Below are 16161 nucleotides of genomic sequence, written 5' to 3'. Positions count from 1 at the left end.
AATGGAACAGGTCAGGATCAGACTGCCGGAAAAAGTGCAGTGGATCATCCGAAAGCTCAAAGAACAGGACTTTGACGCGTACGCAGTGGGCGGATGTGTCAGAGACTCGATACTGGGAAGGGAGCCGGAGGACTGGGATATCACAACGTCCGCAAAGCCGGAAGAGATCAAGCAGATCTTCCGGCGGACGGTGGATACCGGAATCGAGCACGGCACAGTGACTGTTCTGGCAGAAAAAGAAGGATTTGAAGTAACGACATACCGGATTGATGGCGAGTACGAAGACGGAAGGCACCCAAAAGAAGTCTGGTTTACAGGAAAGCTTGCAGAAGACCTCAAGAGACGGGATTTTACGATCAATGCCATGGCATACAACGATGAAGACGGCCTTTGTGACCTGTTCGGAGGACAGGAGGATCTGCAAAAAGGGATCATCCGGTGCGTGGGAGATGCCCGTGAGCGGTTTACGGAGGATGCACTCCGGATTCTGCGGGCTGTCCGATTTTCAGCACAGCTTGGATTTTCCATGGAAGAGAAGACAAAGGAGGCAGCGGGCGCGCTTGCCGGAACCCTTGTCAAAATCAGCGCGGAGCGGATTCAGAGCGAGCTTGTAAAGCTTCTCGTGTCACCGCACCCGGAAGAGATGCTGACGGCGTGGGAACTTGGCATCACCAAAGTGATTCTTCCGGAATTTGACCGGATGATGGAGACAACACAGGAGACGCCGCACCATATGTATAACGTAGGCGTGCATACAGTGGAGGCATTAAAGCATATCCGCGCAGACCGGATTCTCCGCCTTTCCATGCTGTTCCATGACATGGGCAAGCCGGAATACAAGACGATGGATCCGGACGGAACTGCCCATTTCAAGAAACATGCCATCGGAAGCGAACGGATTTCAAAAGAGATCATGCGACGGCTGAAATTTGATAATGATACGATCCGGAAGGTGTCAAAACTTGTCTACTACCATGACTACCGGATGCCGCCGAACCGGAGACTGGTCCGCAGGGCGGTGAACAAGATCGGAAAAGATCTGTTCCCTTACTATCTGGAAATCCGGATGGCAGATACTCTGGCACAGAGCCTGTATCACAGAGAAGACAAGATTTCAGATATCGAAGGCGTTGCAAAGTGCTTCCAGGAGATTGTGGATGAGGGCGAATGTGTATCGCTGAAAGAACTCGCCGTGACAGGGAAAGATCTGATCGATGCCGGAATCAGTCCGGGACCGCAGATGGGAGAGATTTTGAATGCTCTTCTTGAAGAGGTGCTGGAAGATCCGGAGAAAAATCAAAAAGACTACCTGCTTACACGGGCGGCCAATATGAATCATTTATAGTACAAAGATACAAAACAAAAAGACAGCCGTGATAGCTGGCGTACACCAGCATTATCACGGCTGTCTTTATGCAGTTTCCGCCCGCCATGCTGGAGGAGAATGATTGAACCGGTTCTATTTAATCCCCCGCATTCATAAGCTAGAAAGACGATTGAATCAGAAGGCAGGGGGCAGTTATGGGTGATTATGATTTAGAGGTACTGGAACAATATCCGATACAAGTGGACAATGTCCGAAAAGTGAGGGGTGCCATCCTGTGTGAGACGGATCGGGGTCTGATGCTTTTGAAACAGGCGGCATTATCAAAGCCGCGCATTTTAGTTATGAATGAAATCCATAAAGCGATGAAAAATCAGGAACATCTGAAGTGCGATGAGCTGATTCCGAATAAAGAAGGAGAGTTTCTGACAGTCTCTGAGGACGGGGTATCTTATTATCTGAAAGCGTGGTATCAGGGACGAGAGTGCGACGTCCGGAAACACTCGGAAATTCTGGAGTCGGCAAAGCTGCTGGCCAAAGTTCACAGGCTGATGGAATTTCCCCGGTGCAGGGAAGGATTCCGGGAACCGGATCTTGTGGATGAGTACCGCAGACATAACAGAGAACTGAAGAAAGTATGGAATTTTATCCGGAAAAAGACAATCAAAGGGGAGTTTGAAAGCAGATTCCTGGAATATTTTGAGGCTATGTACTGCGTGGCGGCCAGGGTGGAGCAGCGTCTTGAGGATTCGGCCTACCGGCAGCTGATGGAACAGAGCAGAGAAAAAGGAAGTTTTGTCCACGGAGAATACAATTACCACAATATTCTGATTGCTCCGGACGGCATGACAGTGGTGAACTTTGAACATGTGGGCAGAGACATTCAGCCGTCGGATCTTTATTATTTTCTCCGGAAAGTTATGGAAAAGCATCAGTGGAATGAAAAACTCGGTGCGGAGATTCTGCGGGCATACTGTGCGGTCAATCCCCTCAGAGAAGAAGAAAAAGAATACATTGCGCTCCGGCTTTCCTATCCGGAGAAATTCTGGAAATGCGCCAACACGTACTATAATTCCAACAAAGCATGGATTTCTTCCAAAAGTGTCGAAAAACTGCGGCTTTCCATTGAGCAGAACGAGGTAAAGAAGGCGTTTTTAGAACAGATATTTTCTTTCCATTTAGATAAGAGTGGTGTATAATAGACAGCATAGAAGACCAATCAGGAGGTACAAAGATATGGGATATCGTGAAAAATACGATGAATGGTTGACAAGTACATACTTTGACGCTGAGACAAAAGCAGAGTTAAAAGAGATCGAATCCAATGAAAAAGAAATCGAAGACCGTTTTTATAAGGATCTGGAGTTCGGTACAGCAGGACTCCGCGGAGTCATCGGCGCAGGAACGAACCGTATGAATATCTATACGGTACGTAAGGCAACCCAGGGACTGGCAAACTACATCGCCGGAAAAGGTGCGCAGGCACAGGGCGTTGCGATTGCATACGATTCCAGACGGATGTCCCCGGAATTTGCGGATGAAGCAGCGCTCTGCCTTGCGGCAAACGGAATCAAGGCTTATGTATTTGAAAGTCTCAGACCGACTCCGGAGCTTTCATTCGCGGTGAGAAAGTTAGGATGCATTGCCGGAATCAATATCACAGCAAGCCATAACCCGCCGGAATACAACGGATATAAAGTATACTGGGAGGACGGCGCGCAGATTACACCTCCTCACGACAAAGGTATCATGGACGAGGTAAAGGCAGTGACAGATTTTGCCACTGTTAAGACGATGGACAAAGAGGCTGCCAAAGAAGCAGGCCTTTACGAAGTCATCGGAGCGGCGATTGACGATGCTTATATCGCGGAGCTGAAAAAACAGGTACTGCATCAGGATGCCATTGATCAGGTCGGCAAAGAGCTCAAGATCGTATATTCCCCTCTTCACGGTACAGGAAATATCCCTGCAAGAAGAGTATTAAAAGAGCTCGGATTTGAAAATGTATATGTAGTAAAAGAGCAGGAGCTGCCGGACGGCGAATTCCCGACGGTATCCTACCCGAATCCGGAATCAGAAGAGGCATTTGAACTTGGACTGAAACTGGCAAAGGAAGTGGACGCAGATCTTGTTCTTGCGACAGATCCGGATGCTGACCGTCTTGGTGTTTATGTAAAAGATACGAAGTCCGGCGAGTATAAGGTGCTGACAGGAAATATGTCCGGATGCCTTCTTGCTGAATATGAGATCAGTCAGAGACAGGCGTTAAAAGGACTGCCGGAGGACGGCTGCCTGATCAAGACGATCGTTACGACCAATATGGCAGACGCCATTGCAAAGTCATACGGCCTCAGACTGATCGAAGTTCTGACAGGATTCAAGTACATCGGACAGCAGATTCTCGGATTTGAAACGACAGGAAAGGGCGAGTATGTATTCGGCTTTGAAGAAAGCTACGGATGTCTGATCGGAACCCATGCAAGAGATAAAGACGCGATTGTAGCAACCATGGCACTGTGCGAGGCAGCGGCTTACTATAAGACACAGGGCAAGACACTGTGGGATGCCATGATCGATATGTATAACAAATACGGCTACTACAAGGACAGTATCCAGTCCATCACAATGAAAGGAATCGAAGGACTGGAAAAGATCCAGGCGATTCTTGAGACGCTGAGGAATAATCCTCCGGTCAAAGTGGGAGAATACCAGGTATTAAAAGCCCGTGATTACAACGCAGATACGATCAAAGATCTGGCAACAGGCGAAGTGACAGCAACAGGACTTCCGAAGTCCAATGTTCTCTACTACGATCTGACAGACGACGCATGGCTTTGCGTAAGACCATCCGGAACAGAGCCGAAAGTGAAGTTCTACTATGGCATCAAGGGCACTTCTCTTGAGGACGCAGATGCCAAGTCAGAGGCTCTTGGGAAAGCTGTTCTGGAAATGATCGACAATATGCTTTAAAATATCAGAAAACTTTGTGAAACCTGCGGAAAACAGGGGCGCAGCACTATAATTCACTTGACAAATATACAAGAAACCGTTATAACTTTTAATGAAGATAACCCATAGAAATCAGGGGTTTTGAAAGTTAGATCATGACAGATCAGAAAGATACTTTTATAACGGGACAATAGGAGGATAAGTATTTATGAACAAAACAGAATTAATCGCAGCAGTGGCAGAAAAGGCAGAAATTTCCAAAAAAGATTCTGAAAAAGCATTAAAAGCATTCATCGACGTTGTAACAGACGAGTTAAAAGCTGGCGGAAAGATCCAGTTAGTAGGATTTGGTACTTTTGAAGTAAGCGAAAGAGCAGCAAGAGAAGGAAGAAATCCTCAGACAGGAAAGACTATGAAGATCGAAGCTTGCAAAGCTCCTAAATTCAAAGCTGGAAAAGCATTAAAAGACGCAATCAACGCATAAGATATTTATGAACGGAAATAGAGGGCTGTCAGGCCCTCTATTTTGTTACTATATTAAAGATACAGGAGGCAGTTATGAGACTGGACAAATTTTTAAAAGTTTCACGTCTGATCAAACGGCGCACCGTTGCAAATGAAGCGTGCGACGCGGGCAGAGTTACGGTAAACGGCAAGCCGGCGAAGGCATCTACAAAGGTAAAAAAAGGTGACGTGATCGAGATTCAGTTCGGCACGAAAGCAGTAAAGGCGGAAGTACTGGATATTCAGGATACGACGAAGAAGGAAGAGGCAAAAGAGCTTTTCCGTTATATTTAATTCAGAAAAGGAATAAAGGCGGGCGCGGATTCATAGTATATCTCAGAAGCACGTTGGAAGAAGCAGACAGGCTGACAACGAAAGAGAGGTTGAGAGAAGATGATGATGAGCAGCAGTATGATGAGCGTTACAGAAGAGGCACAGGTCCGGAAAGCACACAAACTGGTTGTCAATAACAGAAAGACAAGTCTTGTGACCGGAGTGCTGGATGTCCTGTCCTTTGATCTGAATGAGATTCTCCTGGAGACAGAACAGGGGATGATGATGGTGAAAGGGAGCGACCTCCATGTCAACCGGCTCAGTCTGGAAAAGGGAGAAGTCGACCTTTCCGGAAATATTGACAGCATTACATATTCAGATATGAAACAGACGACCAAACAGGGCGGAAAACTTCTTGCGCGCCTGTTCCATTAGGAGGCGGGCGATGAGCAGGCTGGGAGTCGAGGCGGATGCATTTTTAAGAGCATTTTTTTCAGGGATGTTCCTCTGTGGGGTATATGAGGTGCTGCGTCTTTTCCGGAGGATTATCCGGCATCATTCTATTGTCGTTTCCGCCGAAGATTTTCTGTACTGGCTGTTTTGCGGATTCTATCTGTTTGGCGAAATCTTTCAGACAAGTTCCGGAGAAATCCGGTGGTACTTTATCGCGGGAACTGTGGCAGGAGCAGTCGCCTTTTTTGCGGTTTTGTCAAAAACCGGCAAGTTCTGCGGAAAGATTTTTGAGAAAAAAACTGGAAAACACGGAAAAAGAGTTGATTAATCGTGGGAAAAAGGATACTATTATATGTATAACCTGGAACAACCTGAATCTACGGTGAGGTAAAGATGAAGATTTTTAAGAAAAAAACACGCACGTCTCAGAAGGGACCGCGGTTTTCCAGATATAAAGGAAGCGTTGTATTTATATCCTGTATTCTGCTTGTGCTTACGGCGGTGACGACCGTGCACAGCATTTCGCTCGGAGCTGAACTGCAAGACAAAAATGCGCAGATCACAGAGCTGGAAAAAGAGAAGAAGGCAGAGAAGCAGCGCACAGAAGAGATCGAAGAGTACAAAGAATATGTAGGGACGGATGAGTACGTCGAAGATACGGCCAGAGACAAGCTCGGCATGGTAAAGGAGAATGAAATTCTCTTTAAAGCTGAGGAATAATGATATGACATTGCACACAGAAGATAGCTTTGGGAAAGACTGATTTCCCGAAGCTGTTTTTTATTCTATTCAGGCAAAGTCTTTTCACGATACAGATATAAGAAGGGGCAGAAGATGGAAAAGAAGAGTTGTATGATGAATCCTTATGTGGAGCAGATGGAGAAATTCGGGAGATCGCTGGAGCATCTGGCGGATACGTTTTTCAGAATGGAAGAAAGGAAAGGGCAGTTTACCTCCGGCGAGGTGGAAGAAATGTTTTCCAGGGTATCTGAGAACGTGTGCAGAAACTGTGAAAACCGGTCCTGGTGTCTGGGAGAAAACAGGGTGCGGACGCATCAGATGGTATATGAAATTTTAAAAACTGCGGATGAATACGGAGCGGAACTGAATATGGATCTGAAAAAGAGGCTTCAAAGATACTGTATCCTGGCGCCGCGGTTTCTGCGTGAGACGATGGAAACCTTTCAGGATGCCAAGCAGGCGATGTTCTGGACCAACCGTATTGTACAGAGCAGAGAAGGATGCGCGGTGGAACTGGACGCCTTTGCGCGACTGATCCGGCATGCGACAAGGGAGCTGGACGCGAGCATTTTTTCGGATGAGCGTCTGGAAAAGCGGATCAGGACAAAGCTGAAAAACGAGAATATGCGGATACTGAGCATGGTCTTTTTGATGACACCGCAGGGAAGATATGAAATCCATCTGACCGCAAAGGCGGGGAAAGGACAGTGCGTCAGCACGAAAGAACTGGCACGGGTGCTGTCGGCCTGCACCGGACGGATCATGGAGCCGGCAAAAGACGAGAGAAGATCGCTGGGGCAGGAGTATGCGACCATTGTTTTCCTGGAGATGCAGCACTACTATACGCTTCAGGGAGTGGCAAAGATCGGAAAGGGGTGCGCGGATATTTCCGGGGACAGCTTTTCCATGATGGAGCTTCCGGCAGGAAAACAGGGAGCGGTTCTTTCTGACGGCATGGGTTCCGGAGAGGAGGCATACCGGGAGAGCGCCATGGTAGTGGATATGCTGGAGGAACTTCTGGAGGCGGGATTTCCGGCGCGGACAGCTCTGGAGATGATGAATACGGCGCTGGTGATCGGCCGGGAGGAGATCCGTTTTTCCACCATTGACATCAGTATTTTCGATTTGTATGAGGGGACTGTGGATATTTTAAAAGCAGGGGCGTCCACAACTTTTATCCGCCATCAAAATGGAGTGGAGAGGGTCTGCTCTACCAATCTTCCCCTCGGGGTGATTCAGGATCTGGAAATCCAGAGCGTACATAAGCATTTGCAGAGCGGGGATTTCGTCATTATGATTACAGACGGCATCATGGATGCGCTTCCGGTAGGGGAGCAGGAATTTCTTCTGGACACTATCATCCGAGGAACAAGCCTGAACAACCCGAAAGAAATGGCGCACCACATCCTGGAACAGGTGCTGGAGTGGACGGGGGAAGAGCCGATGGACGACATGACCGTGCTGGTTGTGGGAATCTGGAGAATATAACTTGCTTTTTACGGAATTATTATATAAGATGAAGAAAAAGAGATACAGGAGAAAACGACGTGGCTGAAGAGAAAAAACGGGAAGGATTGCAGAAAAAAGTGGAATCCTATCTAAGACGATGGAATATGATAGAGCGAGGGGAACATATAGTTGCAGGTATATCCGGAGGAGCTGATTCGGTATGCCTGCTTTTTGTACTTTTGAGCCTGCAAAAGACAATGGGAATCCGGGTCACGGCGGTTCACGTCAATCACATGCTGCGGGGAGAGGCGGCCGACGCGGACGAACGGTTTGTGGAAGAACTATGCAGGCAGCAGAACGTCCCATGCCGTGTGTTCCGGATTGATGTGGCAAAAGAGGCGGAAAAGAGAAAATGCTCCCAGGAGGAGGCGGGCCGGGAAGTCCGCCGGGAAGCCATGCGAAAGGTGATGGTGGAAGAGCATGCGGACAAAATCGCGTTTGCCCACCATCAGGACGATAACGCGGAGACTGTCATTATGAATCTCTGCAGGGGAAGCCGGGTAAAGGGGATGCGGGGGATTCTCCCGGTCTCCGGGGAACTGATTCATCCCCTCCTCTGCGTGGGAAAGGCAGAAATCGAGGCGGCGCTGAAAGAGCAGGGGATTCCGTGGAGAATCGACGCGACCAACCTGGAGGATGCTTACACAAGAAACCGGATCCGCAACAGAGTCATGAAAGAACTAAATGAGATCAATCCGGGAACGGCAGAACATATTTCCAGAATGGCGGAAAAAATGTCTGAGTTGTGGGAATATATGGAAGCCGAAACGGGAACATATATTAAAGAATGTGTGAAGGAAACAGACGGCGGAAAGCTCATCCGGAAAGCGGAACTGGAAAGAGTTCCGAAGGTGTTCCGGGAGGAAGTTATCCGTTCTGTACTCTGCGAGGTGTGCGCAGGTGAAAAAAATCTGCGGGCGGTTCATGTGCAGGATATCCACGGGCTTATAGAAAAACAGCCGGGGAGAAGCATATCACTTCCTTACGGAGTCAGAGCACTTCGGACATACGAAGGAGTATTGATACAGAAAAAAGAGAAGATGGGAGAACAGCTGGAGAAAAAACCGGAAATCGGGTTTAAAATGCAGGTCTTTGACCGCCGGGAGGGCGAAAAGTGGCCAGATACCCCCTACACGAAATGGTTTGATTATGATATAATAAAAGGCAGACTTGTCATGCGGACACGCCGGGAGGGTGACTACATTACGGTCACCGCAGACGGAAAGCGTCAGACTTTAAAGAAATTTTTTATTAATCAGAAGGTTCCGGCCGGCAAACGAGATGAAATTCCGCTGATTGCAGACGGGAATGAGATCGTCTGGATCGTCGGGTACCGGCAGAATAAAGCGTATCAGATTACGGAAAGAACAGTAAAAATAGTACAAATAGAGATTTACGGAGGAGAAAAAAATGGCAGAGACAATTAAAGTATTGGTTCCGGAGGAGCAGGTAAATCAAAGGATCGAGGAGCTTGGAAAGAAGATCAGTGAAGATTATGCCGGAAAGCATGTACATCTGATCTGCGTCCTGAAAGGCGGGGTCTTTTTTATGTGTGAACTTGCAAAGAGAATTACAGTTCCTGTTTCCATGGATTTTATGAGTGTCAGCAGCTATGGATCAGGCACGGAATCAAGCGGCGTGGTAAAGATCGTGAAGGATCTGGATGAACCGCTTGAGGGGAAAGATGTGATTATTGTGGAGGATATCATCGATTCCGGCCGCACGCTTTTTCATCTGATGAAAATTTTAAACGAAAGAGGGCCGAAAAGCATGCATATCTGTACACTTCTGGACAAACCGGAACGCCGCGTGAAAGATGTTCACGTTGACTATGTCGGCTTTAACATTCCGGATGAATTTGTAGTCGGCTACGGTCTTGACTATGACCAGAAGTACCGGAACCTTCCGTATATCGGAGTGGTCGAAGGAGTAGAATAGAAAGGAGAAAAAGGAAGGTTGAATAATAAAAAGAACAGAGGCTTCGGCAGCGTATCAGTACTGATATTCATCGTGCTGATCTTCCTTGCTTTCTGGGTAACCAATCAGTCACAGCAGAGAAGCAGGACGCTGACGCTGGATGAATACCATGAGGCCGTCGAAGGGAACCAGGTGGAAAGCGCTGTCATCTATCAGGATCAGGCAGTTCCGACGGGTCAGGTTGAACTTTTGATGAAAGATTCCGGAGAATACCGGTATGTCAATATTTCCAATGTTCAGAACGAACAGAATTATCTGGAAAGTGAAGGAATCAGCTGTGAGTTAAGTGAAGTACCGGGTGAAAATGTATTTCTGACATCGATTCTTCCAACGATCATTATGGTAGGCGCGATTTTCCTGCTTTTCGCATTTATGCGAAGACAGAGCGGCGCAGCTGACGGAGGAGCGGGTGCCAAAGCAATGAATTTCGGAAAAAGCCGGGCCAGAATGAGTACGGATAAAGACAAAAAAGTCACATTCGATGATGTGGCAGGACTCAAAGAGGAAAAAGAGGAACTTGAGGAAATTGTGGATTTTCTGAAAAATCCTCAAAGATATATTCAGGTAGGGGCGAGAATTCCGAAAGGAGTACTGCTGGAAGGACCTCCGGGAACAGGTAAGACACTGCTTGCGAAGGCTGTAGCCGGAGAGGCGGATGTACCGTTCTTTACGATTTCCGGTTCAGACTTCGTGGAAATGTTTGTCGGAGTCGGAGCATCCCGGGTAAGAGATCTGTTTGAAGATGCCAAGAAACATGCACCGTGTATTATTTTTATCGATGAGATTGACGCTGTTGCAAGACGCAGAGGAACCGGTATGGGAGGCGGACATGACGAAAGAGAGCAGACACTGAACCAGCTCCTTGTGGAGATGGACGGATTCGGAGTCAATGAGGGCATCATTGTCATGGCTGCGACGAACCGGGTAGATATTCTGGATCCAGCAATCCTGCGTCCGGGACGATTTGACAGAAAGGTTCTCGTAGGACGTCCGGATGTACAGGGAAGATTTGAGATTCTTGCCGTACACGCAAGATCCAAGCCGCTCGGAGATGACGTTGATCTGCGGCAGATCGCGCAGACGACAGCCGGATTTACCGGGGCGGATCTGGAAAACCTGCTCAATGAAAGCGCGATTTACGCGGCAAAGCAGGCCCGCATGTACATTACACAGGAGGATATCCGGCGGGCATTTGTCAAAGTCGGAATCGGCGCGGAGAAGAAGAGCCGTGTGATTTCAGACAAGGAAAAGAGGATTACGGCCTACCATGAGTCAGGACACGCGATCCTGTTCCATCTCCTACCGGATGTTGGGCCGGTCTATACGGTTTCCATCATTCCGACAGGAAACGGTGCGGCAGGATATACGATGCCGCTTCCGGAAAAGGACGAAATGTTCAACACAAAAGGGAAAATGCTTCAGGACATCACGGTTTCCCTTGGAGGCCGGGTGGCTGAAGAAATCATCTTCGATGACATTACGACAGGAGCGTCACAGGATATTAAACAGGCTACAAGCCTCGCAAAAGCGATGGTGACCAAGTTCGGCATGTCAAAGGAGGTCGGCTTGATCAATTATGACAATGACAGCGACGAAGTCTTCATAGGAAGAGACCTTGCCCATACAAGGGGCTACGGTGAAGCGGTTGCAGGGAAGATTGATGAGGAAGTGAAACGAATTATTGACGAATGTTATGAAGAAGCAAAGACAATAATAAATGAGCATATGGACGTATTACACAAGTGTGCATCTCTCCTTCTGGAAAAAGAAAAGATTTCCAGGGAAGAGTTTGAAAGTTTATTTACAGAAAGCTCTCAGGAAGAACAGATGCTGCCGGAGTAGATACGGGAAGAAAGGGAGTATGTTTATGAATAAACAGGCATTATTTTGTGATGGGACGGGAGTATATGTCATCCCGCCGGAACCGGTAGAAAATCAGAAGATAATTTTAAGATTCCGAACGGCGAAAGATGATGTGCAGGAAGTAAAAGTGGTCACAAGTGAGGCCTGTTTTTCTATGGAAAAAGGGCAGTCATCAGAAGTTTTTGATTATTATAATACCCGTATTCAGATAGGAAACGAGCCTTTGAAATATCACTTTGAAATTCGGGGAAATGATGGAGAAGTGGTGTATTTTAACCGCTACGGGGTAGTCGAAGAGCCGATGAAGACCTACGAGTTTGTGTTGATTCCCAACTTCTCCACACCGGAATGGGCAAAAGGGGCGGTAATGTATCAGATCTATACGGACCGTTTTTATAATGGAGATCCGGATAATGATGTTGTGACAGGGGAATACTATTATCTTGGAGCCAGATCCGAGAAAGTAGAAGACTGGAACCAGAAACCGGCCAAGGCGATGGCGATCCGTGAATTTTACGGCGGGGATCTTCAGGGAGTGCTTGATAAGCTTGACTACCTGCAGGAGCTCGGTGTTGAAGTCATTTATTTTAACCCGCTGTTCGTTTCGCCTTCTAATCACAAATACGATATTCAGGATTATGATTATATTGATCCGCACTTTGGCAGGATCGTAAAAGACGGCGGAGAGATCCTTACGGAGGGGTGTGCGGATAACAGTCAGGCGACAAAATATCAGGTACGAAGTGCCGGAAGGGCAAATCTGGAGGCAAGCAATCAGTTTTTTGTCCATGTGGTCGAGGAGATTCACAGACGCGGCATGAAAGTCATTCTTGACGGAGTTTTTAATCACTGCGGCTCCTTCAACAAGTGGATGGACAGAGAAAAGATCTACCTGAAAGAAGGAACGTATGAGCCGGGCGCATACATTTCAGCGGACAGCCCGTACCGGGACTTCTTCAAGTTTTATAACGAAGATCCGGGCGCATGGCCGGATAACGGAAGCTATGACGGCTGGTGGGGTCATGAAACGTTGCCAAAGCTGAATTATGAAGAGTCCGTAAAACTGGAAAACTATATTCTCAGGATCGGGAAAAAATGGGTTTCGCCGCCGTATAATGTGGACGGATGGAGACTGGACGTAGCGGCTGATCTTGGAATGTCAAAGGAATACAATCACGATTTCTGGAAACGCTTCCGGATGGCTGTCAAAAGTGCGAATCCGCAGGCGATTATTCTTGCGGAGCACTATGGAGATCCGAAAGAATGGCTTCAGGGAGATGAATGGGATACCGTCATGAATTACGATGCGTTTATGGAACCGCTGACCTGGTTTTTAACCGGTATGGAAAAGCACAGCGATTTCAGCCGGCCGGATCTGTGTGACAATGCGGATTATTTTATCAATTCCATCACGCACCATATGGCAGCAATGCCGACTCCGTCACTTATGACGGCAATGAATGAACTGTCAAACCATGACCATTCCCGTTTCCTGACACGGACGAATCATATGGTGGGACGTGTTGACCAGCTGGGACATGAAGCGGCAGAGATCTATACGAATCCGGCTATCATGAGAGAAGCTGTCGTGATGCAGATGACCTGGGTAGGAGCGCCGACAATCTATTATGGCGATGAGGCCGGGGTATACGGATTTACAGATCCGGACAACCGGAGAACATACCCGTGGGGAAATGAAGATAAAGAGATGATTGCTTTCCACAAGGAAGTTATCGCTATTCACAAACGTTACCGCGCATTCCGGACAGGATCGCTCAAGATGCTGACCTGGGAAGAAGGGATTCTTGCCTATGCACGCTTCAATGACAGAAGACAGTTTGTTGTTATCGTGAACAACAGAAGCGAGGCGGCAACAGTCCGCGTACCGGTCTGGCCGGCAGAGATTCCGATGCAGGGATTTATGAGAAGGCTGATCTATACATATGATGAAGGATATACAACAGAGTTTGAAGAGTATATTATAGAAAACGGCGAGATTGTCCTTAATATGGGGAAACATTCCGCAATAATTTTAAAAAAGCGTGAATATTAGCCAAAAACTTGACAAACCGGCATAGATGTAGTAAAAGTTATAAAATAGTACAAGTGCGAACAGACGCAGGAAAGACCTACGAAAGGATAAAAGAACTATGGTCCAGAAAGAGAGTGGAAACGGAAAGCTTCCAGAGAACAGACCGGTACGCCGGCAAAAAAGGCGGGCGGACGCATCCGGTCAGAAGAAGTCCGATTCAGACTATAATATGGATGAGGGACAGGAACGTACAACGACAAGAAAGCGAAAGACAGAGGGGACAAGACGGAAGATTCCTGACAGACTTACGGAAGAGGAAAAACGGGCAAGAAGATTGAAGGAGATCGGAAGACGTAAAGAACGAAAAGCCGAGCGCGCAGGTGCAGCCAGAGGTATGGTATTTTTCGCATTTCAGCTTGCGTCATCTCTGGCATTCTTGTGGCTTCTGTGCTGGATGGATATTCTGCTTATGGAATACCTTCTGGGAATCGCGGGAGTACTTCTGGTACTGCTTGGAATTACATTGATTTCACAGCTGGCTGTACGGGGAAGGGGCAAGATTGTCGGCAAGGTATTCAGTTTTTTGATGACGATTGTTCTGGCTGTCGGATCTTTTTATATTTATAAAACCGGCGGGGCGCTCCTGAGCATTGCAGGCGGCGGCTCGGAAAGTCATAAGATGGTTGCGGTCGTAAGAGAAAGTGACAAGGCAGAAGAGCTGAGCGATGCAGAAGATTATGTGTTTGGAATCCAGTATGCAACGGATGGAGAAAACACTGATAAAGCGCTTTCTAATATCAATAAGCAGTTGAAAAAGAGCATCGATACCGAAGTGTTTGATAATATGGAAGAGATGGCGCAGGCTCTGATGGATGAAGAGATCGATATCATTGTTTATGATTCCAACTATCAGAATACGATGGAGAAAGCGTCAGAAGGCTTCGGCTCCAATACAAGGGTGATTTACGAATATACAGTAGAAGAGACGCAGGATGTTTCTCTGGATGTTCCGGTTCAGTCAGAGCCGTTTACCGTGTATATCAGCGGTATTGATATCTACGGAAATGTGGAGGATTCCAGCCGAAGTGATGTTAATATCATCGCCACGGTCAACCCGACAACGCATCAGATTCTGCTGGTAACGACTCCGCGAGACTACTATGTGGAGATTCCGGGTATTTCCGGCGGCATGAAGGATAAACTGACACATGCAGGAAATTACGGGGTGGATGTTTCGATTGATACACTGGAAGAGCTGTATCAGGTATCAATTCCATTCTATGGGAGACTGAATTTTACCTCCTTTATCAATATTATTGATATTCTGGGCGGTGTAGACGTAGAGTCTGAATATGCCTTCACAACAGGCACCGACGCCGGAGCTGTTGTTGAAATTCAGGAAGGCACGAATCACCTGGACGGTCAGGAGGCACTTGCGTTTGCAAGAGAGCGTCATGCGCTTGTAGACGGCGACAATCAGCGTGGAAAGAATCAGGAGGCACTGATTACCGCAATGATCAAAAAGATGGTATCTCCATCCATGATCGTAAAGGCGGCTGATATCCTTGACGAGGCAGCCGACAGTGTAGAGACAAATATGTCCATGAAACAGATCCGGGCACTGATCAAACAGCAGCTCAGCGATCACTCAGACTGGCAGATCTACTCGATGGCAGCCGACGGTATCGGCGGTCAGGAGATGTGCTATTCGACCGGAAGTCAGTATCTTTATGTGACGATCCCGAATGAAGACACTGTGGCCGAGATTGCGGACATGATTAACAAGGTGGAGGCCGGAGAGATGATTGAAGGCTCTGAGACGGCTGATGGAACCTGATAACCAACGGTTAGGATTAAGATTTATGATACAAAAGAAAGCGCAAGGGAAATTTTCCTTGCGTTTTTCTTTGGAATGTGGTATAAATAGTTATTGGCAGGGCATGATACCCTGTATCATAAGGATGGATTCCCGAGTGGCCAAAGGGGGCAGACTGTAAATCTGTTAGCAACGCTTTCGGTGGTTCGAATCCACCTCCATCCACTTTGCCGCAGTGGCGGAACTGGCAGACGCACAGGACTTAAAATCCTGCGGGACTTATCCTCCCGTACCGGTTCGATTCCGGTCTGCGGCAGGTCTGAAAAAGCGTTAAATTCGTTAAATAGCGGATTTGGCGCTTTTTTCTTTTTATGGAAACATTGTACAATGTTGTAAAGCAGAGCTTGTATCGGAGAACGCGCATGGATAAACGTATTAAGAGTGGGTTCTGGACGGGGGAACGGTCTTATATGGAAGCGCCTCTGAGTTAAGGGCTACACTGGAATATGATTTTTCTCAGGAGAGAGAGTTCAGTTATAAAGGCCTTTCGATGAATGAGATTATCCATCATCTGGCGGTATTGGTCTCAAGATTATGGCAGATTCATATCTTTGGCGAGGGCAATACGAGAAACAACAGAGTATCTGGAATTGTTTTTAAGGAATCTGCTTCCGAATGAAAAAAATGAACTTCATAACCGATATTGGCATATAAGTGGAC

General features: G+C 47.4%; 15 protein-coding genes and 2 tRNA genes. All 17 read left to right on the top strand.

The annotated features are described in order from the left end of the window. Nucleotide 1: 1 nt before the first annotated feature. Nucleotides 2-1345 (top strand): CCA tRNA nucleotidyltransferase, encoded by a 1344-nt coding sequence (locus Selli1_RS02920; RefSeq protein ID WP_281872271.1) that lies wholly within the window; start codon nucleotides 2-4, stop codon nucleotides 1343-1345. 176 nt (nucleotides 1346-1521) lie between these two features. Next, complete coding sequence (locus Selli1_RS02915) at nucleotides 1522-2523, top strand: CotS family spore coat protein (protein ID WP_118636892.1); 1002 nt, start codon at nucleotides 1522-1524, stop codon at nucleotides 2521-2523. Nucleotides 2524-2560: 37 nt separating this feature from the next. Then, nucleotides 2561-4294, top strand: a complete 1734-nt coding sequence (locus tag Selli1_RS02910; RefSeq protein WP_087168833.1) for a phospho-sugar mutase — start codon at nucleotides 2561-2563, stop codon at nucleotides 4292-4294. Between the two features lie 187 nt (nucleotides 4295-4481). Next, nucleotides 4482-4757, top strand: a complete 276-nt coding sequence (locus tag Selli1_RS02905) for a non-specific DNA-binding protein Hbs (RefSeq protein WP_087168832.1) — start codon at nucleotides 4482-4484, stop codon at nucleotides 4755-4757. 59 nt (nucleotides 4758-4816) lie between these two features. Continuing rightward, on the top strand, nucleotides 4817-5071 hold the full coding sequence (locus Selli1_RS02900; protein WP_118636889.1) for an RNA-binding S4 domain-containing protein: 255 nt from the start codon (nucleotides 4817-4819) through the stop codon (nucleotides 5069-5071). A 105-nt stretch (nucleotides 5072-5176) separates the two neighbouring features. After that, the gene (gene yabP, locus Selli1_RS02895) at nucleotides 5177-5485 is read left to right on the top strand and encodes a sporulation protein YabP (protein ID WP_243097649.1); all 309 of its coding nucleotides are present in this window, start codon (nucleotides 5177-5179) and stop codon (nucleotides 5483-5485) included. Nucleotides 5486-5495: 10 nt separating this feature from the next. Further along, nucleotides 5496-5831 carry a spore cortex biosynthesis protein YabQ gene (gene yabQ, locus Selli1_RS02890; RefSeq protein ID WP_281872270.1) on the top strand — a complete coding sequence of 112 codons (336 nt, stop codon included), beginning with the start codon at nucleotides 5496-5498 and terminating at the stop codon, nucleotides 5829-5831. Between the two features lie 65 nt (nucleotides 5832-5896). After that, the gene (locus tag Selli1_RS02885; RefSeq protein ID WP_087168829.1) at nucleotides 5897-6223 is read left to right on the top strand and encodes an FtsB family cell division protein; all 327 of its coding nucleotides are present in this window, start codon (nucleotides 5897-5899) and stop codon (nucleotides 6221-6223) included. A 114-nt stretch (nucleotides 6224-6337) separates the two neighbouring features. Beyond that, on the top strand, nucleotides 6338-7732 hold the full coding sequence (locus tag Selli1_RS02880; protein ID WP_281872269.1) for a SpoIIE family protein phosphatase: 1395 nt from the start codon (nucleotides 6338-6340) through the stop codon (nucleotides 7730-7732). Nucleotides 7733-7791: 59 nt separating this feature from the next. Beyond that, a complete protein-coding gene (gene tilS, locus Selli1_RS02875) occupies nucleotides 7792-9180 on the top strand; it encodes a tRNA lysidine(34) synthetase TilS (protein WP_281872268.1) in 1389 nt (462 codons plus the stop codon). Then, the gene (gene hpt, locus Selli1_RS02870; protein WP_087168827.1) at nucleotides 9164-9691 is read left to right on the top strand and encodes a hypoxanthine phosphoribosyltransferase; all 528 of its coding nucleotides are present in this window, start codon (nucleotides 9164-9166) and stop codon (nucleotides 9689-9691) included. Before tilS ends, hpt begins: the two co-directional genes overlap by 17 nt. Before the next feature lie 18 nt (nucleotides 9692-9709). After that, on the top strand, nucleotides 9710-11572 hold the full coding sequence (gene ftsH / locus Selli1_RS02865) for an ATP-dependent zinc metalloprotease FtsH (protein WP_087168826.1): 1863 nt from the start codon (nucleotides 9710-9712) through the stop codon (nucleotides 11570-11572). Nucleotides 11573-11597: 25 nt separating this feature from the next. Continuing rightward, nucleotides 11598-13646, top strand: coding sequence for a glycoside hydrolase family 13 protein (locus tag Selli1_RS02860; RefSeq protein ID WP_281872267.1), 2049 nt, complete (start codon nucleotides 11598-11600; stop codon nucleotides 13644-13646). Nucleotides 13647-13743: 97 nt separating this feature from the next. Next, nucleotides 13744-15462 (top strand): LCP family glycopolymer transferase, encoded by a 1719-nt coding sequence (locus Selli1_RS02855; RefSeq protein ID WP_281872266.1) that lies wholly within the window; start codon nucleotides 13744-13746, stop codon nucleotides 15460-15462. A gap of 122 nt (nucleotides 15463-15584) precedes the next feature. Continuing rightward, a tRNA-Tyr gene (locus tag Selli1_RS02850) sits at nucleotides 15585-15666 on the top strand. 4 nt (nucleotides 15667-15670) lie between these two features. Further along, a tRNA-Leu gene (locus Selli1_RS02845) sits at nucleotides 15671-15757 on the top strand. Between the two features lie 234 nt (nucleotides 15758-15991). Further along, on the top strand, nucleotides 15992-16120 hold the full coding sequence (locus tag Selli1_RS18465; protein WP_334304919.1) for a hypothetical protein: 129 nt from the start codon (nucleotides 15992-15994) through the stop codon (nucleotides 16118-16120). Nucleotides 16121-16161: the final 41 nt, after the last annotated feature.

The organism is Sellimonas catena (assembly GCF_027924685.1).
In the GTDB taxonomy this organism is placed as follows: Bacteria; Bacillota; Clostridia; order Lachnospirales; family Lachnospiraceae; genus Sellimonas; species Sellimonas catena.
This window is presented reverse-complemented; position numbering and strand designations above follow the sequence as displayed.